Source organism: Planctomycetota bacterium, from assembly GCA_016125255.1.
Lineage (GTDB): Bacteria > Planctomycetota > Phycisphaerae > Phycisphaerales > Zrk34 > RI-421.
This window is the reverse complement of the sequence record WGMD01000026.1, coordinates 1-22,246: the sequence shown is the minus strand read 5'-3', so window position 1 is coordinate 22,246 and position 22,246 is coordinate 1. Positions and strand designations below refer to the sequence as shown.

Here is a 22,246-nt window from a genome sequence, read left to right as displayed (position 1 = left end):
AAAATAATGATGAAAATAGGTTATATCCATGCATCCATGCGATTTCGATGACCATCCCATCTGAGTTTTCCTCGTTTTCATAACCAAATTCTCTGAATTTGCTCAGAATCCTCACGGAATCATAACAATCGAACTCTAGTCTTCCGTTGGATGCCCGAAGGGGTCCGGGCAGAGGCGCCGGGACCCCGAAAAGACGCGGTCATGAGGATCCCGTTTCCGATGAAAATTGCCCGTCTCAACCAGACGCCCGCGCGATCCCCTCATGTCCGAAGCGGCTTGGGGCGATATGGGATGCTAGACTGTTGCAACTTCGCCCCGGCCGGATCAAGGACCCGTCTCGATGAAAAAGGAACAGAACCTCACCCCCGAGCAGATGATCATGCAGTCGAATCTGCGCGAGTTCGCCGCCGAGGTGGGTTGGATTTGCGCCCTGGAAGTCGGCGGGAAGATCGGGACCGAAGAGGCCTATCGCCGCATCAAGGACCGCTGGAAGAAGCTCAAGCAGTCCAAGCATCATCTCCTGGAAGACCCGCCCGCCGACGACGCGTTCTAACCGAACGCTCACGCTTCGCTCATTCCCCTTACATCCCTCACGCGCATCATCGGGACAAACCCGAGGCGATTGTCGCATGGTTATCCCTTCACTGAGTCTGGAGTCTCTTTCGATGAAACGTCTGAACACGATCATGGGTCTGGGTCTGATGGCGATCGGTCTGTCGCTGACCGGTTGCGATAAGGGCGGCGATCAAAGCACGCCCGCGCCCGGCGGCGGCTCCACACCCGCCGCGACCACCGAAAGCACCGAAGTCATCAAGCTCGTCGGCGCCGGCGCCAGCTTCCCCGCGCCGCTCTACAGCCAGTGGTTCAAGGATTACCACGCGGCGCATCCGAACGTCATCATCGAGTACCAGTCGATCGGCTCCGGCGGCGGCATCACCCAGTTCACCGCCGGCACGACCAACTTCGGCGCTTCCGACGCCGCCATGAGCGATGAGGAAATCGCCAAGGTCGACGGCGGCGTCACCCTGCTGCCCATGACCGCCGGCTCCATCGTCCTCGCCTACAACCTCGACGGCGTCGCCGACCTCAAGCTCTCGCGCGATACCTACGTCGGCATCTTCATGGGCACCGTCACCAAGTGGAACGACCCGAAAATCGCCTCCACGAACTCCGGCGTGACCCTCCCCGACATGCCCATCAATGTCGTCCACCGTTCCGACGGTTCCGGCACCACGTTCGTCTTCACCACCCACCTCAACGCCGTCAGCAAGGACTGGGCGGCGGGGCCGGCCGTGGGCAAGACGGTCAAGTGGCCCGTCGGCGTCGGCGGCAAGGGCAATGAAGGCGTGTCCGCGCTGCTCAAGCAGACGCCCGGCTCGATCGGATACATCGAATACGGCTACCTCCAGACCGCCGGGCTTCCCGCCGCGGAACTGGAGAACAAGGCCGGCAAGTATGTCAAGGCCTCGCTCGAGACGGCCAGCGCTTCGCTCGGAGCCGTGCAGATGCCCGAGAATCTGCGTGCGTGGCTCCCCGATCCCGAAGGCGACAATTCGTATCCGATCGTGACCTACACCTGGATCCTCGCGCACCCCAAGTACACCGACGCCAAGATCGGCAACGCCCTCAAGGACGTCATCAAGTACGGCCTGCACGACGGTCAGAAAATCAGCGCCGAGTTGGGCTACGTCCCGCTGCCGGCCAATGTCGTCGAGAAGGTCGAAGCGGCCGTCGACGCCATCAAGGTTGAGTGAACACCACCCTCGCGACGGCGGGGGTAACACCCCGACGCCGCTTTGATCGACAGCCCCATGAGCAGCGTGCCCTCCAACCCGACGAACGCACTGGCGACCATCTCGCGCCCGCCGACGGGTTTCGACCGCTTCGTCGACCGCGGCACGCGCTGGTCCGCCACGGGCTTCGCATGGGGCACCGTCCTGCTTCTGGCCTACATCCTCTACATGATCGGCGTCGCCGCCGTCCCCGCCTTCCGCGCGTTCGGCGTCAAGCTCGTCTTCTCCGACAACTGGGACGTCGGACGCGAAGAATTCGGCCTCCGCGCCCCGATCTTCGGAACCGTCTACAGCTCCCTCATCGGACTTTCCATCGCGACCGTGTTCGGCGTCGCCATCGCCATCTTCCTCAGCCAGGACTTCCTCCCCAAAAAGATCACGCTCGTCTTCAAGAACATCGTCGAGCTGCTCGCGGCGATCCCCAGCGTCGTCTACGGACTTTGGGGCATCTACGTCGTCATCCCCCTGCTGCGCCCGATCTGTCATTTCCTCGGGCAGCATCTTTCGTGGATCCCCTTCTTCAAAGGCACGCTTGTGGGCCCGGGCATGCTCCCGGCGGCGATGGTGCTGGCCATCATGGTCCTGCCGACGATCGCCGCGCTCTCGCGCGATGCGCTCTCCGCCGTCGATCCCAAACTGCGCAACGCCGCCTACGGCATGGGCTGCACGCGATGGGAAGTCATCCTCAAAGTCCTGCTGCCCACCGCTTCGACCGGCATCATGGGCTCGATCATTCTCGGGTTCGGCCGGGCGCTGGGCGAGACGATGGCGCTGGCGATGCTCCTCGGCAACGTCAATGCGTTTCACCTCTCGCTCTTCGCACCGGGCAACACCCTCGCCGCACTGATCGCCAACAACTTCCCCGAAGCCGGCCGGACCGAGCAGAACGTGCTGCTGTTCGCCGGGCTCGTGCTGCTTTCGATCACGCTGCTGGTCAACGTCGCCGGTTCGATGGTGATCATGTATTCCAATCGCGACCGCAAGGGGGCGCGCCAATGAGCACCTCCCCCGCCGCGATTCCCGCCCATCACGCCGCGTATTTCCGCAGCTACCGCGATCGCCGCACGCTTGTGAGCATGCTGCTGAGTCTGCTCGCCGGCGGGCTGACGGTCATCGCCTGCATCCCGCTGTTTTCCGTCTTGATCATGCTCATCTACCGCGGCGGGACGCGCATCATTCACGGCGGACTCGCCACCTTCACGCAACTCCCCCCCGGCCCGCGCGACGCCGGCGGCGGTTTCGGCAACGCCATCGTCGGCACGCTCCTGATGGTCGGCATCGCCGCACTTATCAGCGTGCCCTTCGGCGTGCTGGGCGCGATCTTCCTCGCGGAATACGGTCGCGACTCAAAAGCCGCGACCATCGTCCGTTTCTCCGCCAAAGTGCTCACCGGCTTCCCCTCGATTCTCGCCGGCGTCTTCGCCTATGCGGCCATCGTCGCGGTGATGGGCAAGTTCTCCGCCCTCGCCGGCGGCGCCGCCCTGTCCGTCCTGATGATTCCGATCGTGCTGCTGACCGCCGAAGAAGCGATCAACATGGTCCCCGCCAAGATGAAGCAGGCGGCCGTCGGCATGGGCGCCACACGCGCGCAGGTCACATGGAAAGTCGTCGTCCCCACCGCCCTGCCCGGCATCCTCACCGGCGTCATGCTCGCCGTCGCACGCGCCGCCGGCGAAACCGCCCCGCTGATCTTCACGGCTCTTTCCAGTAATTTTATGTGGCCTGTTAATCAAAATAATCCGTACGTCCACCTGTTCCAACCCACTGCATCGATGTCCGTCTTCATTTACAATTCAGCCGGCAGCCCGTTCGACAACCTGATCGATCTGGCGTGGGCCGCCTCGCTGGTCCTGGTGCTTCTGGTTCTCGCGTTCAACATCGGTGGTCAGATTCTTTCTCGTCGTAGCAGACCGCAAGGGTAAATCCATGATCCAGACAACCCCCAAGCCGCAGACGACCCTGACCACGAAGCCCGCGCCGGCGCCGACGCTGGACATCGTCATCGATTGCCACATCAAGGAGCTGTACTACGGCTCCTTCAAGGCCGTCCGCGATACGCACATCCCCATCGAGCGCGGCACGATCACCGCCTTCATCGGCCCCTCCGGCTGCGGCAAGAGCACCGCACTCCGCTGCATCAACCGGATGAACGATCTGATCCCCGGATTCAGCTTCGACGGACACGTGCACTATCAGGGCTTGAACATCTACGACCGGCGCGTCGATCCCGTCATCGTCCGCCGCAAAATCGGCATGGTGTTCCAGCAGCCCAACCCGTTCCACATGAGCATCTTCAACAACGTCGCCTTCGGCCTCCGCCTCAATAAGTACAAGGGCAATGTGCACGAGCAGGTCGAAAAGGCCCTGCGCGGCGCCGCCCTGTGGGACGAGGTCAAGGACAAGCTCAAGTCCAGCGGCCTCTCGCTCTCGGGCGGTCAGCAGCAGCGCCTGTGCATCGCCCGCGCGATCGCCACCGAGCCCGAAGTCCTGCTCATGGACGAGCCCTGCTCCGCGCTCGACCCGATCGCCACGCGGCGGATCGAGGAACTCATGGTCGAGCTCAAGGAACGCTACACCATCGCCATCGTGACGCACAACCTTCAGCAGGCCGCCCGCGTCGCCGACAAGACCGGCTTCATGTACGTCGACACCTCCGAAGGCGGCCGCACCGGCTACCTCGTCGAATATGACGACACCCGCAAAATCTTCGAAGCCCCCCAGGAATTCCATACCCTTCAGTACATCCGCGGCGAATTCAGCTAACTTCCCCCCGCCGCTCGCGGCTCAGCACCCTCATTTCCCCGGCTCGCGATCGAAGTAGCTCGGCACTTTGACGCTCGCCGACTTGACCCAGGCCGTGTAGAACAGACTCGCCGTGAACCGAACGCCTTCGCGCGCCCGCTCGACCGCGAAGTCCCGCACCGCCGGCGTCAGTTCCTTCTTCTCCTTCACGCCCGGAAGCTGATCCTCCAGTTCGTACACCCTGTCCACCAGCTTGTGCGACGACTCGAGCTCCGCCATCACTGACTTGAACACGTTGTCGTACGCCTCGACCTTCATGTCCGCCGTCAGCGCCGCGTCCGCGTCGCTGATGCGGTAGAGCAGATCGTCGACCTTCGTGTGAATGCCCCGCTTGGTGGGCTGACCTTCGACGACGCGGCCGTCGTGATGGATCGTCGTGTGCAGCGGCATGACCAGGTCGCCCGAGTAATGCGACAAGATGCCCGCATACACGAGGCACTTGGACTTGATGAACTCGTTGTCGGGCCACTTGCGGTATTCCGCCAGCGACATCGTCAGCCGCTGCTGCCATTCGGTGATCGCGTACGGCAGATTGCCCACGTTCGCCGGATCGAGCTTCATGTCGTAGAGCATCTTGTAATACGTGAAACGCGTCGCCGGCAGCGGCTTGCCCTCGACCAGTTCGTAATCCAGATAATGCTCCGGCGACTCCGTCGAGCGGATCTGCGGCAGGTCCTGCGAGCGAAGCAGATCGGGGTCCGGCGCGACATGCGCGATCATCATCGCCCCGTCGCGCAAAAACGCCGGCGCATCCTCCGGCAGCGCCCGCGCCGCATCGCGCGCGATGAGCTGATGCCCCTCATGATGCCACGCCATCGCCCGCCCCGCGACGCTCGTCAACACCATCACCACCACCATCACGCCGCGCCAAATCCGATGAGTCATCGCTGTTCCTCGTGTGCATGAAAAATGAAAACGCAGCCCGGATGGAGTGCATCATAGCGGCCGGGAGTCCTCCGGCCCCCTCTCCCTCCAGGAGAGGTGAGCTGGCGAATCAGTTGTACGTGAAAGTCGCCGTCGCCTTGCAGTCGTGATCGGCGACGAGGCGGACCCACCCGGCGCTGTAACCGGCGGGGAAGGCGTACTCGAGCGTCTGGCCAGGGGCGACCGAAAGCGTCTGAAAGGCGCGCCACGTCCCGTCGCACGCCACGTCGACTTCGATACGGAAATTCACCGCCTCCGCGGCGTCATGCGACAGCGCCAGCTTCTTCTGATCGTAACCGGCCATCAGATACGCATCCGACGCCGCGCCTGCTTTGACCATCGTCTGACGCCACGGCCCGCCGACGCCGCGCGGCTTGCCCATCCGCCACAGATCATCAATATCCCCCATCCACAAACCCACCTTCCCGTCCGTCGAGCGGATGTGGTGCATATCATCGCCCGCATCGCTCGCGCAGCCGCTCATCACCAGCATGCCGCGCCAGGAGCAGAAGTCGGCGATGCGCTTGTCATGCGTACACACCGGCTTGATCCCGCGCACGCTCATCGACTCCGGGTGCGGCAATACATAAATCGTCCCGCCCGCGTTGAGCAGATCGCGCTCCGTGACGACCTCGCGGATCGTGCGCGCCGCGGCGCTGCCGGGGGCGTCGTACGCCGCCGACGATTTGGGCAGCCGGTACGTCACGCCGTCGCGCTTGACGATGACCGATGCGTCATCGACCGACACGCCGCTCGCCTTGATCGCCGCTTTGTCCTTCATGTAGGCGATCTGCTTGTCGGCATCGGCGACGGGCTTGAGCTTCATGTCCGCGCCGATTTCGTAGTATCCGCCGCCGGTCGCTTTCCCGTCGCCGTCGACCGTCTCGGCAAGGAACTGAAGCGTGCCCATGTCTTCGCCGCGCGGGCGGATGATCCCGCGGGAGCATGGCTGCTTGGCGTCGACATCGGCGAGCGCGGCGAACATCGCGCGGTCCGTCTTCACGCCCGCGCTGATCCCGTAGTGCAGATACGCCGTCGCATCCTTGACATGCCGGTTCGTCCGCACGCGCAGCCACTGCGCCTCGACATCGTCGCCGATCGCCTGCCAGACATACCCATGCGGCGGCACTTCGATATTCGCATACGGCTGCCAGTGATTGTCGCCCTTCTTGTCGACTTCGATCGTGAACCACACCGGGTCGTCGCCGTCGTGCGCGAGGTGGATCGCGCGGTGCGTGTAACCGGCGAGCAGGTATGGATCGCTGGGCGTGTTGGCTTCGACTTCGTCATGCACCCACACGCCGCCGAGCCCATAGGGCTGCCCCGCTTCGTGCAGTCCCTGCCATGTCGTGAACCAGAGGTTCGAATGCGACTGGCCGGCGATGTTGTTGCCGCCGGTGATGGCGGTGTCGTCGCAGCCGAAGATGATGCGGTCGTGCCAATTGGCGAAATCGCCCGTGATTTTCAGGTAATTTCCGATCGGGGCCAGTCCGCCGACGTGTTCCGCCCGCAGCGCCCCGGGGAAGTCGAACCATCCGCCGTGCATGTTCATGAGGTACTGCCCCTCGGGCCCGACCTTGCGAATGCGCGGCCACTCCGTGTACCAACCATGCGAGGCGACATAGCTGAAATCGGCGACGGGCAAGCGGTACGTGTACCAGTCGCCGCCGTCGAGCACTTTGAGGATGAGCGAGCGTTGATCCCAGCCGATCGACCACAGCGGGTCGTCGGCCTTGGCGTTCCCTTCGATCCCGCCGGGGCCGGTCACTTCGGTGAACTGGTTGGTCATCAGCACGTGCCAGTCATGCCCCGGACCTTCCCATTCGGCAAGCGTCCCGCTCGGGCCGTACAGATGATGCTTGTAGTCATGATCGTCGTGCTGCCCGTTGTTGGCGACGACGAGCCGGCCCTGCGATGAGTAAGCGCCCTTGCCGTGATAGCCCGGCAGGACGTTGACGAACCCCGGCGCGGCCGCGTCCTTCATCAGCGTGGTGACGTCGAGCGTATGCACATCGACTTCGTAGAGGCCTTCCTCCATGGTATAGTAGTAAATCTTGTTCGCCGGGTCGGACAGGTGACGCGCATTGGCGGTGGGCCGGCCGAGCATCTTGGAATAGGGAATCGCGCGGACGTTGCGGTCGGCGTCGATGGCGTAGGGGCCGATGAAAAGCTGGTTCGATTCGCGGTGAATCATGCGATTGGCCGGCGTGCCGCCGATCGATTCGGGGCGGATCGTCTGGTTCAGGTCGTCGTCGATTTCGTAGAGTTTGTCATCGGAGCCGCGCGGCTGATGCGGCGCGTAGGTGATGACCCACAACCGACCGGCCCAAGGCACGACCGCGCCGACGCCGCACTCGCCCTGATGGTTGTACATCGCCAGGTTCGGATAGCGCCCGGAGATCGAAAGCTTCTCCTCAGCCGCGCGAACCGGCGCAGCACCCATCGAAAAGCAAAACGACAGAGCCACGATCGCCGCGCAAGGGATTCGATAAGTCATGGAGTTTTCCGGAGTGTGGAAACGGTTGGACGAATCACCAGTAATAGTCGACGCTATTGTACACGACCCGCTTCTTCATCTGCGATCCGCTGACCCACACGACGCTGCCGTCCATGTACCCGATGTGCGTTCCGCCGGGCATTTCGGTGTAGTTGCGGTTGTCCAGGTGGTTGGCGCCGATGCGCGACGCGCCGGACATGGACCAGTTGATTGTCGCACCGCTGGGGTAGACGCGGTTGAGGTCGGTCCAGAGGTAGGGCCAGTACGCGCTGGACGAGAGCCGTGTCGGGAACAGCGGGCGCGCGGAGGCGGGGACCGCGCCGGCGGTGCCGTTGAAGATCGCATCGGAATTACCGAGGGTCGAAGGCAGATAGAAGCGTCCGAGGATGAGCTGCGTCGCCGTCGCCGCCGTCCCGCCCGACGCGCCGCCGATCCAGTAGTACAGTTCATCGCCGCTCCATGAGGGATTCGACACGCTGTACCACTGGCGGCGGGTGATGTTGTAATTGCTCTCAAAGAAATTCCGCCAGCCCGGATAGGTCCAGTACAGATCATTCGTGTAGGTGCTGGTGGTGCCGGGTTTGAGCGACAGGTCGGGCATCAGGCCGAAGTTGTCGGTGGCGTAGACGATCGTGGCGTGAGAGAGCGTGCGGATGTCCGACCCGCAGACGACTTCCCTGGCGCGGAGGCGTGACTGGGCCAGCGCGGGGATGAGCAGGGCGACGAGCAGCGCCACGATCGAAATCACCACGAGCAGTTCGATCATCGTGAACGCGGACGGATTGTCGTGCGTGCGGCGCATTTTCGGAATCCTCACCACCATGCTTCGATTTCGTTGCCCGGTCGGGCGCGAACCTTAAAGTCGGAGCCGGACACCCACTCCACACTGCCGTCCAGATGCGATTCGTGCGACCCCGCGGGAATGTCGTGTATATCGCCGTACAGATGATTGGCCCCGATGCGGTTGGCGCCGGGCGTGGACCAGTCGATGTAACCGGGCGTCGAGGGATACTCGCGATTCAGGTCGGTCCAGACAATCGACCAGTGCGGCTTGTCCGAAAGCTTCTGTGCAAAGAGCGGCCACTCGCCGACGGGCAGCGGATCGACCAGCCCGTTGAACATGTACGACGTCGCCACATCCCGGCCGTTGCCCTTCGTCGAAGTGAAATAGAATCGCCCCATCACGATGTCGGTCGAGGTCGACGGGACGCCGGTCGGCCAGTAGTACAGATCGTCGCCGCTCCACGACGGATTGTTCGGGCTGTACCAATGATTGCGGCGGATGCCGTACTTGTTCTCGAAGAGCTTGCGCCATTCGATGAAGGTGTAGTAGAGCTGCGACGCCGCCGTGTTCGTGCCGGGCTTGAGGCCCAAGTCCGGCAGCGACCCGCGGTACTCGTTGGCGTACATGATCGTGACCTGCGTCAGCGCGCGCAGGTCAGCGGCGCAGACAAGCTCCTTGGACCGCGTGCGGGCCTGCGTCAGGGCGGGCAGCAGCACAGCGATGAGCAGCGCGATGATGGACACCACCACGAGCAGTTCGATGAGCGTGAATGCGGCGCGCTTGATCATTGACTGAGAACCTGCATTCATTAAACGGTCACCGGCGGCGTCGGCCCATGAGGACAATCCCCAACAGGCCCAAACCGGCGGGCAGCGCCATCGGCGACGGGACGATCACGCCGTTGAGCACGACGTCGTCGAGCCGGTTGATCTCGCCGGTCGTGTCCTGGTCATCGGAGAAAAAGAAGCGGAATTCAATGGTCGTGAGCTGCTTGAAAATCGCAGCGGACAGGTCGATGGGCGGGACGATGGTGGCGACCTGCACGAGGCCGCCGGTGTTGGAGTGCGTCGAGGAATAGCTGGAAAAAGGCGCGGCGATGCCGAAGCCCTGCACGCTGTTCTGAACGTAGACGGTGTTGTGGAGCGTGGGCGTTCCGGTGCTGGCGCCGAACTTGAACACGAGCGAGGTGAGGTTCATCTTCGCGGCACCGACGGCGTTGACGGTGAAGCTGAAGTAGTCGGTGTCGGAGAGCGCGGCGTTCTGCGTCGAGCCGGTGGCGTTGGATCGGAGAAAGGCGGAGAACGTCGAGCCGGAGATCGCCGCGTTGCCGCCGACGCCGGTGAAGTTCAGGGCATTGGAGTCGGCGTTGGTGTCGGTCGAGACGCCGTTGCCTGCGTTAAAGTCGTAGTTGGCGATGACAGCGGCATGAGCGTTGGCGCCGACGAGCAGCAAAAGCGCCGCGGCGAGGAGGACGACTTGGGACACGATTCGGGTTTGATTGCGATTGGCTTGCATGACTTCACTTGGCTCCACTAAAAATTTCGATTTCCGTTTCTCTGGCCTTTTTCTTTTTTCTTTCAATGCCGACGACGCATCACGCCCAGCGCCATCAGCGCGAGCCCCGCGGGCAGCGCGGCGGGGGTCGGGACGGCGAAACCGCTGAGCACGACGTTTTTGAAGCGCGTGGTGTGAGCGCTCGAGACGGTGTCCGCGTCCCATGTGTAGATGCGGAAGGTGACGGTGGTGCTGCTGAGGTTCTCGAATGTGCTATTGAGGAGGGCGCTGAACGATCCGCCGAGGTTGATGGACGAGGTGGACATGCCGGGGGGCATGGCGAAGACGGCGGTGCCGATGGTGTTGAACGCGCCGGCGCCGATCTGGGCCTGCACGCCGAAGTTGATGTTGACGGTCGTGGACACGAAGTTGTTGGACCCGCCGAAGTCGAAGGTCAGGCCGGTGAGGGTGTACGGGTTGGTGAGGGAGGCGTTGAAGGTGTGATATCGGCCGAGGGTGATGGCGTTGGCGAAGGAATTGGCGGTGAGGTTGGCGGCGATATAGGCGGTGTTGGTGGTGCCGGAGATGGAGAAGCTGGAGCCGGTGCTCGAGCCGGCGAGGGTCATGAGACTGGCGGTCGTGCCGGCGGGCGACGCGGCGACGCTCGAAGCGGCGGCGGTCGAGGTGGTTGAATTGGTCACGCTGCCGGAGGAAAAGTCATATCTGGCGACGATCGCCGCATCGGCGGCGTGCGGGACGGCGAAGAGGGCGCACAAGGCGAGGAGCGCCCGAGCTTGTCGCGCCATTCCGAACGATTTGAACATCTCAAACATCATGTTTCACAGTCTCCTGTTTCTGTTTTCTCAGCGGGAAGCGGTCTTGTCGGCGCGGCCCCGGCGACGCAGACGTGCCAGCCCCATCAGCGCCAACCCCGCGGGCAGCGCGGCGGGGGTCGGGACGGTGACGAGGAGGGTCATGGCGAAATTGGTTCCATTGGCGATGTCGTACTCGCGGCTTCGGATGCCGTGCACGGTATTGGGCGAAAGTTCGACGCCGTCGCCGGCGGTGTCGCGCGTGATGATGAGCGTGGCCAGGCCGTTGAGATTGGCCTTGAGGAAGTCGACGAGTCCGGGCAGTTCGTCGGCGGTGAGCATCAGGTTCAGGCGTTCGGAGCCGGTCACGATGAACGAGCCGAGCAGCGTCGTGTTACCCGAGAGAACACCGTCGCCGCTGGCGGTGTCGTTCCCGGGGGCGGTGGCCCAGGTGAGAGTCGATTCGTTCCAGCTTTCGCCGGCGTCGCCGTCCTTGAGGCCGTAAACATTGAAGACCCATGCGTGGGTCTGATCCATGTCCGACGACCCGCCGGCCAGGTCCATCGTCAGCGACAGCCGCGCGTCCTTGATCATCGACTCGTCGATCGAGCTGAGGTCGAAGCGGCTGTAGATTTTGCGGGAGAAGCCGAGCGTGGAGGCGTTCTTGATCGCCAGGATCTGCGACGAACCGCCGCTGGACCCGTCGGCCTGCACGTATGTGTCGGCGACGGTCTTGAAGGCGATCATCTTCTGACTCGGCACGGCTTCGGCCCACGAACCCGCCATGCGGAATTCATCGAACCCGGCCCACGAAGTGCCGGTGTAATTCACCGTGCGGACGCTGAGGTTGTCGACAGCGCGGTTGGAAGTGGTCTGATCGAAGGCGGCGACGAGCGTGGTGAACGTCGGCGTGCCGGCGGCGGCTTCGGAGCCGAGGTTCGAGGGATTGAGCCACACGCTCACGCGGTCGTTGGACCCGGAGACGTTCTGCTCGACCTTGATGACGAAGAACATGTTCTGATTTCCGACAAAGCTCGTCGCGACGTTGAAGTCGGTGTTGGAGACGCCGCCGGTGGTGCGGGCGCGGATGCGGACGTTGCCGGCGTTGACGCCGAACTGGATGCCGAAGTCGCCGGGGGACAGGCCGGTCGTGACGTTGTCGAGGATGCGCCACATGGCGAAGCCGGTGCCGGAGGGCGCGGAGACGATGCCGCTGAAGTAGAGGTCGCCGGCGGTGGGCGTATAGGAGGCGAGCGAGGCCTGGGAGACGCGGTCGGAGGCGGAGCCGGTGGTGCCGAAGGTCAGACTGCCGTCGGTCGAGAGGAGCACGCGATTGCCGACGAAATAGCCCAGTCCGCTGGACCCGACGGCGTGCGTGTCGGGCTGGCCGCTGGTGGTGGTCGTGGCCCAGGCGCCGGTGAGTCCCGCGCCGTTGGCGGTCTGCCCGTTGATCAGCGCCTGCTCGGTGTACGCGTCACTGAACGCCTCGGTCACGACCGGCGCCGCGTGCGTCGTCGCCAGCGCCCCGCCGATCGTCATCACGAACACCGCTTGCGTCATCCAACGTGCGATCCTCATGGCCATTCTCCTTGTCATTGTTGGGCTCCCCCATTCCGGCTGCGTCCGTTGGAAAGCCGCTCGGGCAGCGCGTTGTCGTGCATCAAGGCGCCGATTTCATTGGCGTTCAGGGCGTCGTCGATGACGTACACTTCATCGATCGCGCCGCGGAAGAACTGATCGGAGCCGCTGGCGAGTTTGACGTTGCGGCCGAGGACCATCGGCGTCGCGCCGCGGCCGATCTCGGTGTCGATGCTGTGGGCCATCTCGTGCGTCGCATCGAGTTGCCCGTCGACGTAGAGCCGGGCGGTGGAGCCGTCGAAGGTCGCGGCAAGGTGGTGCCATTTGCCGTCGCGCAGGTCCGTCTTGCCGACGATCTGATCGCCCATCACGCCCACGCGCAGCGCCCCCATCGCCCCGTCCGCCGCGTACGTGTTCCACGACATCTGCCAGATCATCTCGTGCTCGAACCGCCCGTAACTGAGCAGCGCCAGCGAATCCTTCGTCGACGCATCCGGCGCGATCCGCGCCCACATCGCCACGGTGCGCGGCTTGGACCCGCCGATGCCCGGGAACTGCGTCTGCACGTAGTCGTTGATCCCGTCGAACGACAGCGCCATGCCGAACGGACCGGCGATTCGATCGGGGCCTTCCTTGCCCGGCTCGGTGAACCGCAGGGCCGCGGGGTACGGGCCGGCGATGAAGCCCTGCCCCGCATCCTCAAGCGGATCGCCCGCCGGTTCGTCGAAGCTGTAGTGCACGTAACGAATCTGCTCCGGCGTCGCGCCGACGAGCACGATCCGCCCCGCCACGGTCGTGTGCGCCGCGCCGCCGGCGGTCAGCTCCTCGTACTGGTCGCGATTGATCAACGCCACGCGCCCCTGCAGGACATCGATCCCGCAGCGGCCGTCCCGATCGACGCGCATTTCAAATTCCGTCCCCAGGTCCATCACCGACAATCCCCGCGGACCCTGCACCGTGAACCCACGCGCCCGCGGCGGCACATACGCCAGCATCGACCCGCTGGCGAGTCGGCCCTGATTGTCCGCCAGAATTTCGTAGTCGCTCGGGCCATGGATCGTCACCACCGCCCCGCTGTTGTAGAGCACCTGCACCCGGCCGGACACAAGCCGCAGACGCCCGGGGGTCAGCGACGCCCCCGGCACAAGCTGCTCCGCGTCCATCGAGGTCCGACCCCACACCACATCGTCCGACTCCGTCAGCACCGCCACCGGCGCTGCCGGCCCGCTGCCCGACTGATCCTTCCCATGCGAGCGGCCCAGCCACAGCGCCCCGAGGACGCCCGCGCTGATGAGGAGCATCGCCGCGATGCGACCGGCCCAGCGCCAAATCTGACGCCGCCCCGGCAATGACGCGGGCGCTTCGGGAATGATTTCCACGGCGGGCGTGGCGTAGCGCTCCTGAAGCGAGGCGCGAAGCAGCGTGCACATCAGAAACTGCTGACGCGCCTCCGCATCGTCCTGAAGCATGGCTTCAAGCCGCTGCATCTGCTCTTCGCCGATCTGCTCTTCGCTGTACGCCGCGAACAGATCGACGACATGCTTCGCTGGTTTGTCCGTCATAGCGCCCCCTCCCGGTTGGGGTTCATCGTGCGGCGGATGCAGTTGAGCAGTTTGAGGTACGTCTGGTTGAGCCGCTTGTAGATCGTGAAGATGCTCAGGCCCATGCGATCGGCCACATCCTTGACCGCCGCGTCCTGCTCGTAACGCATCGTGATGAGCTGCCGCTCTTCGGCCGGCAGTTTGTCGACGCACTCGCCGAGGATCCCGTGGATCGCATCGGGGGCGTTGCCCATCCCCGCCATCTCGTCGGCGAGCATCTCCATCGTCTTCTGCGAAAACGTCCGCCGCTCGCGCTTGCGCTGCTCGAAGTAGCGCAGGATGCGGAAGCGGGCGATCTGCATGCCCCACGCCGCGAAGTCCGTCCCCGGCTCGAAGCGATCGAAGGCGTCCCACATCACCAGGTTCGTTTCCTGCAAGACATCGTCCGCGTCCGCCGCATTGGGCAGCATCGCGAGGATGAACCCGTAGATGCGGCGCTGATGGGCCAGAAAAAGCCGCATGAAGGCGGCGTATCGGCCGTCTTCATGGCGGGGCTCACCTTGGCGGGTATCTTTATCCAATTGATCCTAACCTGTGAATTTGACGCACTTAAGAAACGACGCCGCACCGGCGGGCCTCGTCGCCTCTACAAGATAAGCCGTCAAGCCGGCGGATTTTGTCACGCTTCGCAAAAAAACTTTGCCAAATCCGATGACCGCTCGCCTCGTAAAAAAATTGTACGCACGCTCGGAACTTCCCTGTGAGAATCGCGTCCCAGAAGATATAGTATGAATAGCACAGACTTTCGCGCATGCACATGCCGATAAGGTAGAAGAGGCGCCCAGTCCCTTGCCGCTCATGGATGACGGTTCACGGATTGGGTTTCCGCGCATGCCGACGATTCGCGCGACTTTCACTTCGGAGACTGCACATGATCTTCTCTCGGTCCCGGCTGGTTCTCGGTCTGGTGGCGGCCCTCGTGATCGTGCCCACGGTGATGACGGCCTACGCTGATCTGTCCCGTGAATCGTCGCTGATCGAACGGCTGGGCAAGCAAGCCGCCGCGCCCTCGATCGCCAACAAGATCGCCTCGCAGGACGAGATCATCGAAGCCAGCCGCACCATCGATCAGTTCATCGAAGCCGCCTACACCGAACACAAAGTTCAGCCCAATCCCCCCGCCAACGATCAGATCTTCATGCGCCGCGCCTACCTGGACATCATCGGGCGCATTCCCTCGTTCGATGAGACCATGGACTTCCTCAACTCGCGCGACATCAACAAGCGCGCCAAGCTCATCGACAAGCTTCTGGACTCCGCCGGTCACGTCTCCAATGACTTTAACTACTGGGCCGACGTCCTCCGCATCAAGAGCGACATGTACGGCGGCGGGCAGGCCTACGTCGACTACGTCAAGGACGCCATCCGCACCAACATGCCCTACGACAAGTTCGTCTACTCCCTCGTGACCGCCAAGGGCTACACCTGGGAGGACGGCGCCGCCGGGTACTACCTCCGCGACGACGGCATGCCCCTCGACCACCTCGCCAACGACCTGCAGGTCTTCCTGGGCACCAGTCTCGTCTGTGCTCAGTGCCATGACCATCCCTTCGACAAGTGGACGCAGTACGAGTTCTACGAAATGGCCGCGTTCACCTACGGCGTCAACACCCGCACCGAGGCCCCGAACGTCAAACAGGCCAAGATGATGATCAAGGGCGACGAGCCCCTGATGCAGACCCTCGACAACATCGTCCGCCCGCTCAGCTACGGCGTGAGCGTCTCCAACCGCAACATCACCCTGCCCAGCAACTACAAGTACGACGACGCCAAGCCCAATCAGGTCGTCAAGCCCTTCGCGCTCTTCGGCGACTCGCCCGACTTGTCCAAGACCGACGATGTCCGCGAGGCCTACGCCAAATGGATGACCGCCAAGGACAATCCCCGCTTCGCCATGGTCATCGCCAATCGCATGTGGAAGAAGGTCATGGGCATCGGCCTGGCCAACCCCATCGACGCCATGACCGACGACACCAAGCCGTCCAACCCCGAACTCCTGGCCTATCTGACCTACAAGATGAAGGAGTTCAACTTCGACCTCAAGCAGTTTGAGCGCATGCTCTACAACACGCGCACCTATCAGCGCATGGTCACCGTCGAGGACCTGCCCGAGGAAGCGACGTACTACTTCCCCGGCCCGCTGCTGCACCGCATGAGCGCCGAGCAGATCTGGGATTCGCTCATGACCCTCGCCATCCCCGACCCCGATCACCGCTACGGCGAATCGACCGGCCGCTATGACCGCGGCGAGCAGCTTGCCGGGCTGACCCCGCAGCAGCTCATCGACATCGCCAAGCCGCGCGTCGAATACGACATGAAGCGCCGCGAGATCTCCAAGAAGATCGACGAGGCCAAGACCGCCAAGAACGACGCCCTCGTCAAGCAGCTTGAGAAGGAACGCCGGGAACTCAAGGAGCCGTCGATGATGATCCCGATGGCGTCCATGAGCGGCATGAGCGACAAGGACAAGTACAAGGACCGCCCCAAGGTCGACGATTCGCGCTGGAAGGATTACAACGACGGGTTCAAGCGCGCCTCCGAGCTGCGCCAGCCCGAAAATTACAACCACCTGCTCCGCCAGTTCGGACAGGCCGACCGCGAGCTGATGTCCAACGCCTGCTATGAAGGCAACATCATTCAGGTGCTCGCCATGTTCAACGGCCCGATCACCAAGTGGGTCATGGCCCCCAACTCGATGCTCTCCCAGACGCTTGACAAGGCCAACAACCCCGCCGACAAACTCAACGTCATCTTCCTGAGTCTCCTCAACCGTCCGCCCACGCCCTACGAACGCCAGGTCACCGGGCAAATGCTCGGCTCGCAGCCCGACTGGGACCGCGTCGTCTGGGCCGTCCTCAATACCCGCGAATTCTCCTTCGTCCAGTAAGCCCGCATAAGGAACCCGCCATGCTCAAAGACATCGTCCATCGCATGAATGAAATGTCCCGGCGTCAGTTCGCCGCCCGTGCGGCTTACACGTTCCTGGGGGTGAGCATGTGGCCCATGCTCACGCCCAAGTCCGCCGCCGCCGCTGCGACCGGCAAAGCCAAGAACGTCATCTACCTCTACATGTCCGGCGGCATGAGCCATCTGGACACCTTCGACCCCAAGCCCGGAACCCCCGAGCAGGGACCGATGGGCGTCATCAACACCAACGTCTCGGGCATCCGCCTCGGTGAGCATCTCAAAGGCATGGCCAAGCAGATGGACAAGGTCGCCGTGGTCAACTCCCTCCGCTCGACCACCGGCGCCCACGAGCAGGGCCAGTACATGATGCACACCAGCTACGCCATGCGCGGCACCATCATCCACCCCGGCATGGGCTCCTGGCTCCTCGCCCTCGACGGCCGGCACAACCCCGTCCTCCCCGGCAACGTCATCATCGGCGGCTCCAGCTCGCAGGCCACCAGCGGATTCCTCGAATCCAAGTACGCCCCCCTGCCCATCGGCGGCGCCCGCGACGGACTCCCCTACGGCAAGGTCCCCTTCTCCGAAAAAGACTTCTACGATCGCCTGAGCTTGGCCGACGCCTATGACAAGCCCTTCCGTCATCACTATGACCAGAAGCAGATTCGTGCCTACACGAACCTGTACTCCGATGCGATCAAGCTCATGAACTCCAAGGACACCGAAGTCTTCGACATCATGAAGGAACCCGAAGCCATGCGCACCGCGTATGGCAACAACGGATTCGGTCAGGGCTGCCTCCTCGCCCGCCGCCTCGTCGAACAGCAGGTCCGTTTCGTCGAAGTGAACCTCGGCGGATGGGACACGCATACCGACAACTTCGACGCCCTCGAGGACCGCGTCCCCGTCCTCGATCAGGCCATGTCCACCCTGCTCTCCGATCTGCAGAGCCGCGGACTCCTCGACTCGACCCTCGTCGTCCTCGCCACCGAGTTCGGCCGCTCCCCGCACATCAACGGCTCCATGGGCCGCGACCACCACCCCAAGGCCTTCTCCGGCCTCCTCGCCGGCGGCGGCATCAAGGGCGGACAGGTCTACGGCAAAACCACCTCCAACGGCTTCGACGTCGAAGACAAGGAATGCCGCATCCCCGACTTCAACGCCACCATCGCCGCCGCCCTGGGCCTCCCCCTCGACAAAGTCGTCAAAAGCCCCTCCGGCCGCCCCTTCACCGTCGCCGACAAAGGCAAACCCCTCGACGGTTTGCTCTGAGCCGACGCCTCATCCCCTCACCCCCCAAAAACCTCTCCCCCGCGAGAGGTTTTTTATTGCATGGATCGCACCCGCAAACAATCCCCCGCCCCATCGCGCCCCCAGAAGCCCACAGCGTCACGCCGCGGTTTTTTTCATACTCCCGCCCAACTGTACGCCCGACGGACCGGCGGTTATGCTGCCACGTAATCCTGAGCAACGGGATGCGCACTGATGGCGTTCTTCGCCGATAAGATGGGGCTGAGTAGGCCATGATTCTCAAAGAGCATGTACATCCTGATAAGCTCCGTGGCGGATTCTACACAGAACCTCACGTTGTGGACTTCTGCCTTTCTCGAATAAGAGCGATGCGAGGCGAATGGTCAGGGCGGTGGCTCGAACCATCCGCCGGGGCTGGTGCCTTTCTGCGCGGGCTGGTTCGGGCCGTGCCTGCCCGTCAGCGTCAAAGGATCGAGTTGACAGCTATTGAATTGATGCCGGCGGAGTCCGCCAAATGTGAAGCCGCACTCGATGAGGGCAGCATAAGCGGTCGCGTCATTAACGGTAGCTTCTTCGACTGGGCCACGAGCGGCATCGAAGATTTCGACGTTGTCGTCGGCAATCCGCCTTTTGTGCGGTATCAGTTTGTGAGCGAACAGGACAGGTCGCTTGCGGAGGCGCTGGTCGCGGAACTGGGCATATCCCTGCGTCGTGTCTCCAACTTGTGGATTCCTTTCGCACTCGTGGCGCTCAATAGGATCAGAGTGGGCGGCTGCTTTTCGCTGGTTCTGCCGAGCGAGTTGTTTTGCACCGCGAGCGGTGGCCAGTTTCGCCAGTACCTCGTGAGACGTTTCACCGACTTGTCGATCGACCTCTTTCCCCGCGGAACATTCCCCGACATCTTGCAGGACGTCGTAGTGGTGAGCGGTAGGCGCGCTGTGCGCCCCGCTGAGGCGAGGCCGGTCCAGTTTAGCGAGCATCGGCGTGATATCGAAGTCAGGTGGCTGCATCGCGTGGCGGTATCCGGCGACCCGTGGCTGCGTTACATGCTGACCGAGCGAGAGCATGACGCGTACATCGCTGCCTGCGCGCTCGACGGCTTCTACGCGCTCGGGCAGTTGGCTCGGATCGAAGTGGCGATCGTTACTGGAGCCAATTCCTTCTTCACAATTACTGACGAGACGGCAGATGAGTACGACCTGTGGGACTGGACCATCCCACTGCTTGCGCGAACAGCAGACTCGCCGGGTGTTGTATTTACCAACGCGGACCATGAGGCGGCCCGCACTCACGGTAGCCGTGCATGGCTGCTCGACTTTTCAAAGGATCGACCAACACCCAACGGTCGCCAGCGAGTCTCGGATTACCTAGCACTTGGAGAGGCCCAAGGTCTACCGACGCGCTACAAGTGCCGTATACGAAAGCCTTGGTACCGCGTACCTCACATTCAGCGCGGGGATCTGATGATGACCAAGCGGGCTCACCACTACCATCGGCTACTGCTCAATCAGGCGCAGGCTTACACAACGGACACGATCTATCGGGGACGAATGCGCGATCTATATCGCGGTCGCGAGCATGACTTGGCTGCCGCCTTTCAGAACACACTAACGCTTCTGTCCTCGGAGATAGAGGGGCGCACATACGGAGGCGGTGTGTTGGAGCTTGTACCCTCAGAGGTTGCTAGGCTTACCGTGCCACTTTTGAAAACAAATGGTCTAATAGATGAGGTTGATACTATCAGCCGAGGTGTCAACGGCCAGCTCGACCCTACGCACGCGGTGATGCAGACTACGGACGAGTTCTTGTCCAATCGTTACCCCGCATACGCCGAGCTACTCCCGCTGCTGGATGCGGCCCGACGACGCTTGCAGTCCAAACGGCAGGAAGCGACGGATTGAGTCACGGTGCCCAACCAGGCTTATCAGATTGAAATGACATCCAGTATCGGCCATTGATATCTTTCTCAAGCACGATCCAGTATTCGGTATGATTGTTATCACGGAGCCATTGGTTTAGTGCTGGTCCCCATTTCAGAACAGTAGTAGGTTCACCGGCATGGTCCGCACGATGTGACGCATACTCAACTAACAACGTTTGGGGGGTTGATAATCCTTCTAAGCCCAGCAAATGGAAAACTATATTTGCCTGCTCCCATCTTTTTCCAGCCCGAATATCTACTGACCAATCTTCGTTTGCAAAAAATTCGTCACGGAAGTACCGACTGGCATCGATGTCGAACACAGACTTAGTGAGGCGAAGCTGTCCTGTAACTCTGGTTGGTCTATTTCTGGGACGTCGAACCGTTCGATGGCTCGCAGACGGCTGTTGTGCATCGGATGTGGCTAACTCCTTGCACCAATGAGCGACAATCGCCGGTCGGTAAGCCATGTCCTCACCGTTAATCTCTACGGATCCATCGCCTTCGACCTCAGCCGGTTCTTCGTCCGCTGGAACGTGCGGTGGACGCCAGCCCACTCGACGCTGCCCACGGCCACTGACCGGACCTCGCGCACGGTTGGCCCCGCGAAGTCTACGGCGTGTTGATGGCGGGACAATGAGGCCGAGTGTTTCTAGCCGCCCGATGTCGTCTTCTTCGGTGATCTCGTAAACGCCAGGTTCATCGCACTCGAACCAGTAGTCGATGGCGGTTGCAATGTGGCGTAGCGCCACGTCATTCGCGTCGCTGGACTCGATCACGACTCCAGCTTCCACGTTGTGTCCAAGCCCTTTTGCAGTCATATTGGCCGACCCAACAACTCCCACCGACGAATCATTGGCACGGACGATGTGAAGTGTCTTTGGGTGGAACAGTGCATTAGAAAAGCCCACGATGGCGAGGCGAGCGTCGCCGTTGCCGGAAATAATGGGAAGCAGCGCATTGACATCAGCGGTGCTCGCCGGGTCACCATTATTCGCGCCTATAACCAAGCGAAACGTGCCTCCGTCGTCGACCATGCCTTGCAGCATCGGCAGATACTTTCGGAGCGCTGAAATGTCGAAGAAACCGAACTGTCCGCGGAAAGCTCGTATGCCCTCTAATAATTCATCATCGAGCCAGCGCCCCAAGCAATCATCTGGTCCACCGCTGCCGCTGTCGAAGTACTTCAACGTCATAGCTTCGCCTCCACAAGCTCCAACAACTCTGAGGCTCGAATCTCAAGCGATTGAGCGATGCGCAATATATTGGCAAGCGTGATATTCCGTTCGCCACGCTCGACACTACCTATGTATGTGCGTTGAAGTTTACATTCGGCCGCAAGCCGCTCTTGTGACCATCCGCGCAGTTCACGCTGGTGTCGAACGACCGAACCGAACTTCTGTAGAATGACCTGTTTGGAAGGCATCCCAAAAGGCTAAGCAGATGATGCCTAAACATCGACAGACTAGAAGTAGCACAAGGTGGACATTAGGACAATTGCCCCCGATCGTTACGCGGACCCGTGCCCGGGGAGCAGCAAGGCAGGCCGGGTCGAGCGAAGCGGACCCACCACAATTTGCGAATTTGTGTTCGATCTTCAATGAATCGTTCATCGCGGCGGTGATGTGTTTGGAATCTGCTTCCGTTCTTTATCGGGTGATGGATCGGCTGGCGTGGTGGGTCCGCTGCGCTTGACCCACCCTACGAAAAAGCCGTGCTTGATGCGGGGGAGGAGCGGGCAGGAGGAAGACCGGCCCGGGGGCGGGCCGGCTCGGAGAAGGCAGGGCTCGGAGAAGGCGAAGGCGGCTCGGAGCGGGCGGGACGCGGGGCGGATTCTGTTTTTGTCTTATCAGAGCCGGCCCGCCCTCGGGCCGGGGATCGC

The 22,246-nt window shown here is 62.4% G+C and carries 20 protein-coding genes; 8 read left to right on the top strand and 12 right to left on the bottom strand.

Annotated features, from left to right (window positions below; translation table 11 throughout):
- Positions 1 to 235: 235 nt before the first annotated feature.
- Entirely contained in the window at positions 236 to 565 is a 330-nt protein-coding gene (locus GC162_17125) for a hypothetical protein (protein MBI1370360.1), read from the bottom strand.
- 100 nt (positions 566 to 665) lie between these two features.
- Between GC162_17125 and pstS the strand changes: the two genes are divergently transcribed.
- Genes pstS through pstB form a run of 4 tightly spaced genes read left to right on the top strand, consistent with a single transcriptional unit; the run spans position 666 to position 4,556 of the window.
- On the top strand, positions 666 to 1,754 hold the full coding sequence (pstS, locus tag GC162_17120) for a phosphate ABC transporter substrate-binding protein PstS (GenBank protein ID MBI1370359.1): 1,089 nt from the start codon (positions 666 to 668) through the stop codon (positions 1,752 to 1,754).
- A 45-nt stretch (positions 1,755 to 1,799) separates the two neighbouring features.
- Positions 1,800 to 2,792, top strand: a complete 993-nt coding sequence (gene pstC, locus GC162_17115; protein MBI1370358.1) for a phosphate ABC transporter permease subunit PstC — start codon at positions 1,800 to 1,802, stop codon at positions 2,790 to 2,792.
- Positions 2,789 to 3,715, top strand: a complete 927-nt coding sequence (gene pstA / locus GC162_17110; protein MBI1370357.1) for a phosphate ABC transporter permease PstA — start codon at positions 2,789 to 2,791, stop codon at positions 3,713 to 3,715. The genes pstC and pstA overlap by 4 nt, the downstream gene beginning before the upstream one ends.
- 4 nt (positions 3,716 to 3,719) lie before the next feature.
- Complete coding sequence (gene pstB / locus GC162_17105; GenBank protein ID MBI1370356.1) at positions 3,720 to 4,556, top strand: phosphate ABC transporter ATP-binding protein; 837 nt, start codon at positions 3,720 to 3,722, stop codon at positions 4,554 to 4,556.
- 30 nt (positions 4,557 to 4,586) lie between these two features.
- Here the strand turns inward: pstB and GC162_17100 are convergent, their stop codons facing one another.
- The 9 genes from GC162_17100 to GC162_17060 form a co-directional block, all read right to left on the bottom strand.
- Positions 4,587 to 5,480 carry a hypothetical protein gene (locus GC162_17100; protein ID MBI1370355.1) on the bottom strand — a complete coding sequence of 298 codons (894 nt, stop codon included), beginning with the start codon at positions 5,478 to 5,480 and terminating at the stop codon, positions 4,587 to 4,589.
- Positions 5,481 to 5,589: 109 nt separating this feature from the next.
- Positions 5,590 to 7,893 (bottom strand): hypothetical protein, encoded by a 2,304-nt coding sequence (locus GC162_17095; protein MBI1370354.1) that lies wholly within the window; start codon positions 7,891 to 7,893, stop codon positions 5,590 to 5,592.
- Between the two features lie 157 nt (positions 7,894 to 8,050).
- The gene (locus GC162_17090; GenBank protein ID MBI1370353.1) at positions 8,051 to 8,839 is read right to left on the bottom strand and encodes a prepilin-type N-terminal cleavage/methylation domain-containing protein; all 789 of its coding nucleotides are present in this window, start codon (positions 8,837 to 8,839) and stop codon (positions 8,051 to 8,053) included.
- A complete protein-coding gene (locus GC162_17085) occupies positions 8,830 to 9,609 on the bottom strand; it encodes a prepilin-type N-terminal cleavage/methylation domain-containing protein (protein MBI1370352.1) in 780 nt (259 codons plus the stop codon). The genes GC162_17090 and GC162_17085 overlap by 10 nt, the downstream gene beginning before the upstream one ends.
- Before the next feature lie 7 nt (positions 9,610 to 9,616).
- Complete coding sequence (locus GC162_17080; protein MBI1370351.1) at positions 9,617 to 10,285, bottom strand: hypothetical protein; 669 nt, start codon at positions 10,283 to 10,285, stop codon at positions 9,617 to 9,619.
- 92 nt (positions 10,286 to 10,377) lie between these two features.
- A complete protein-coding gene (locus tag GC162_17075; protein ID MBI1370350.1) occupies positions 10,378 to 11,100 on the bottom strand; it encodes a hypothetical protein in 723 nt (240 codons plus the stop codon).
- A gap of 57 nt (positions 11,101 to 11,157) precedes the next feature.
- Positions 11,158 to 12,684: a DNRLRE domain-containing protein gene (locus tag GC162_17070; GenBank protein MBI1370349.1), complete on the bottom strand. Its 1,527-nt coding sequence runs from the start codon at positions 12,682 to 12,684 to the stop codon at positions 11,158 to 11,160.
- Positions 12,685 to 12,698: 14 nt separating this feature from the next.
- On the bottom strand, positions 12,699 to 14,246 hold the full coding sequence (locus GC162_17065; protein ID MBI1370348.1) for a hypothetical protein: 1,548 nt from the start codon (positions 14,244 to 14,246) through the stop codon (positions 12,699 to 12,701).
- Entirely contained in the window at positions 14,243 to 14,746 is a 504-nt protein-coding gene (locus GC162_17060; protein ID MBI1370347.1) for a sigma-70 family RNA polymerase sigma factor, read from the bottom strand. The genes GC162_17065 and GC162_17060 overlap by 4 nt, the downstream gene beginning before the upstream one ends.
- On the opposite strand from GC162_17060, the gene GC162_17055 reads away from it, so the two are divergent.
- From GC162_17055 to GC162_17040, 4 genes are all read left to right on the top strand, one after another.
- Positions 14,726 to 14,989 carry a hypothetical protein gene (locus GC162_17055; GenBank protein ID MBI1370346.1) on the top strand — a complete coding sequence of 88 codons (264 nt, stop codon included), beginning with the start codon at positions 14,726 to 14,728 and terminating at the stop codon, positions 14,987 to 14,989. The two genes, GC162_17060 and GC162_17055, sit on opposite strands and share 21 nt — an antisense overlap.
- A gap of 98 nt (positions 14,990 to 15,087) precedes the next feature.
- A complete protein-coding gene (locus GC162_17050) occupies positions 15,088 to 17,172 on the top strand; it encodes a DUF1549 domain-containing protein (GenBank protein ID MBI1370345.1) in 2,085 nt (694 codons plus the stop codon).
- 44 nt (positions 17,173 to 17,216) lie between these two features.
- Positions 17,217 to 18,464 (top strand): DUF1501 domain-containing protein, encoded by a 1,248-nt coding sequence (locus tag GC162_17045; protein MBI1370344.1) that lies wholly within the window; start codon positions 17,217 to 17,219, stop codon positions 18,462 to 18,464.
- 251 nt (positions 18,465 to 18,715) lie between these two features.
- Entirely contained in the window at positions 18,716 to 20,344 is a 1,629-nt protein-coding gene (locus tag GC162_17040; protein MBI1370343.1) for an SAM-dependent methyltransferase, read from the top strand.
- 1 nt (position 20,345) lies between these two features.
- Here the strand turns inward: GC162_17040 and GC162_17035 are convergent, their stop codons facing one another.
- Positions 20,346 to 21,560 carry a hypothetical protein gene (locus GC162_17035; GenBank protein MBI1370342.1) on the bottom strand — a complete coding sequence of 405 codons (1,215 nt, stop codon included), beginning with the start codon at positions 21,558 to 21,560 and terminating at the stop codon, positions 20,346 to 20,348.
- Entirely contained in the window at positions 21,557 to 21,790 is a 234-nt protein-coding gene (locus GC162_17030; protein MBI1370341.1) for a helix-turn-helix domain-containing protein, read from the bottom strand. The genes GC162_17035 and GC162_17030 overlap by 4 nt, the downstream gene beginning before the upstream one ends.
- Between the last annotated feature and the right edge of the window lie 456 nt (positions 21,791 to 22,246).

Bases quoted from the DNA above. Each gene is read 5' to 3' on its own strand.
- pstS (MBI1370359.1), top strand. From the start codon at position 666: ATGAAACGTCTGAACACGATCATGGGTCTGGGTCTGATGGCGATCGGT.
- pstA (MBI1370357.1), top strand. From the start codon at position 2,789: ATGAGCACCTCCCCCGCCGCGATTCCCGCCCATCACGCCGCGTATTTC.
- pstB (MBI1370356.1), top strand. From the start codon at position 3,720: ATGATCCAGACAACCCCCAAGCCGCAGACGACCCTGACCACGAAGCCC.
- GC162_17100 (MBI1370355.1), bottom strand. From the start codon at position 5,480: ATGACTCATCGGATTTGGCGCGGCGTGATGGTGGTGGTGATGGTGTTG.
- GC162_17095 (MBI1370354.1), bottom strand. From the start codon at position 7,893: ATGTACAACCATCAGGGCGAGTGCGGCGTCGGCGCGGTCGTGCCTTGG.
- GC162_17090 (MBI1370353.1), bottom strand. From the start codon at position 8,839: ATGGTGGTGAGGATTCCGAAAATGCGCCGCACGCACGACAATCCGTCC.
- GC162_17085 (MBI1370352.1), bottom strand. From the start codon at position 9,609: ATGAATGCAGGTTCTCAGTCAATGATCAAGCGCGCCGCATTCACGCTC.
- GC162_17075 (MBI1370350.1), bottom strand. From the start codon at position 11,100: ATGGCGCGACAAGCTCGGGCGCTCCTCGCCTTGTGCGCCCTCTTCGCC.
- GC162_17070 (MBI1370349.1), bottom strand. From the start codon at position 12,684: ATGAGGATCGCACGTTGGATGACGCAAGCGGTGTTCGTGATGACGATC.
- GC162_17065 (MBI1370348.1), bottom strand. From the start codon at position 14,246: ATGACGGACAAACCAGCGAAGCATGTCGTCGATCTGTTCGCGGCGTAC.
- GC162_17055 (MBI1370346.1), top strand. From the start codon at position 14,726: ATGGGCCAGAAAAAGCCGCATGAAGGCGGCGTATCGGCCGTCTTCATG.
- GC162_17060 (MBI1370347.1), bottom strand. From the start codon at position 14,746: ATGCGGCTTTTTCTGGCCCATCAGCGCCGCATCTACGGGTTCATCCTC.
- GC162_17050 (MBI1370345.1), top strand. From the start codon at position 15,088: ATGACGGTTCACGGATTGGGTTTCCGCGCATGCCGACGATTCGCGCGA.
- GC162_17045 (MBI1370344.1), top strand. From the start codon at position 17,217: ATGAATGAAATGTCCCGGCGTCAGTTCGCCGCCCGTGCGGCTTACACG.
- GC162_17040 (MBI1370343.1), top strand. From the start codon at position 18,716: ATGATTCTCAAAGAGCATGTACATCCTGATAAGCTCCGTGGCGGATTC.
- GC162_17035 (MBI1370342.1), bottom strand. From the start codon at position 21,560: ATGACGTTGAAGTACTTCGACAGCGGCAGCGGTGGACCAGATGATTGC.
- GC162_17030 (MBI1370341.1), bottom strand. From the start codon at position 21,790: ATGCCTTCCAAACAGGTCATTCTACAGAAGTTCGGTTCGGTCGTTCGA.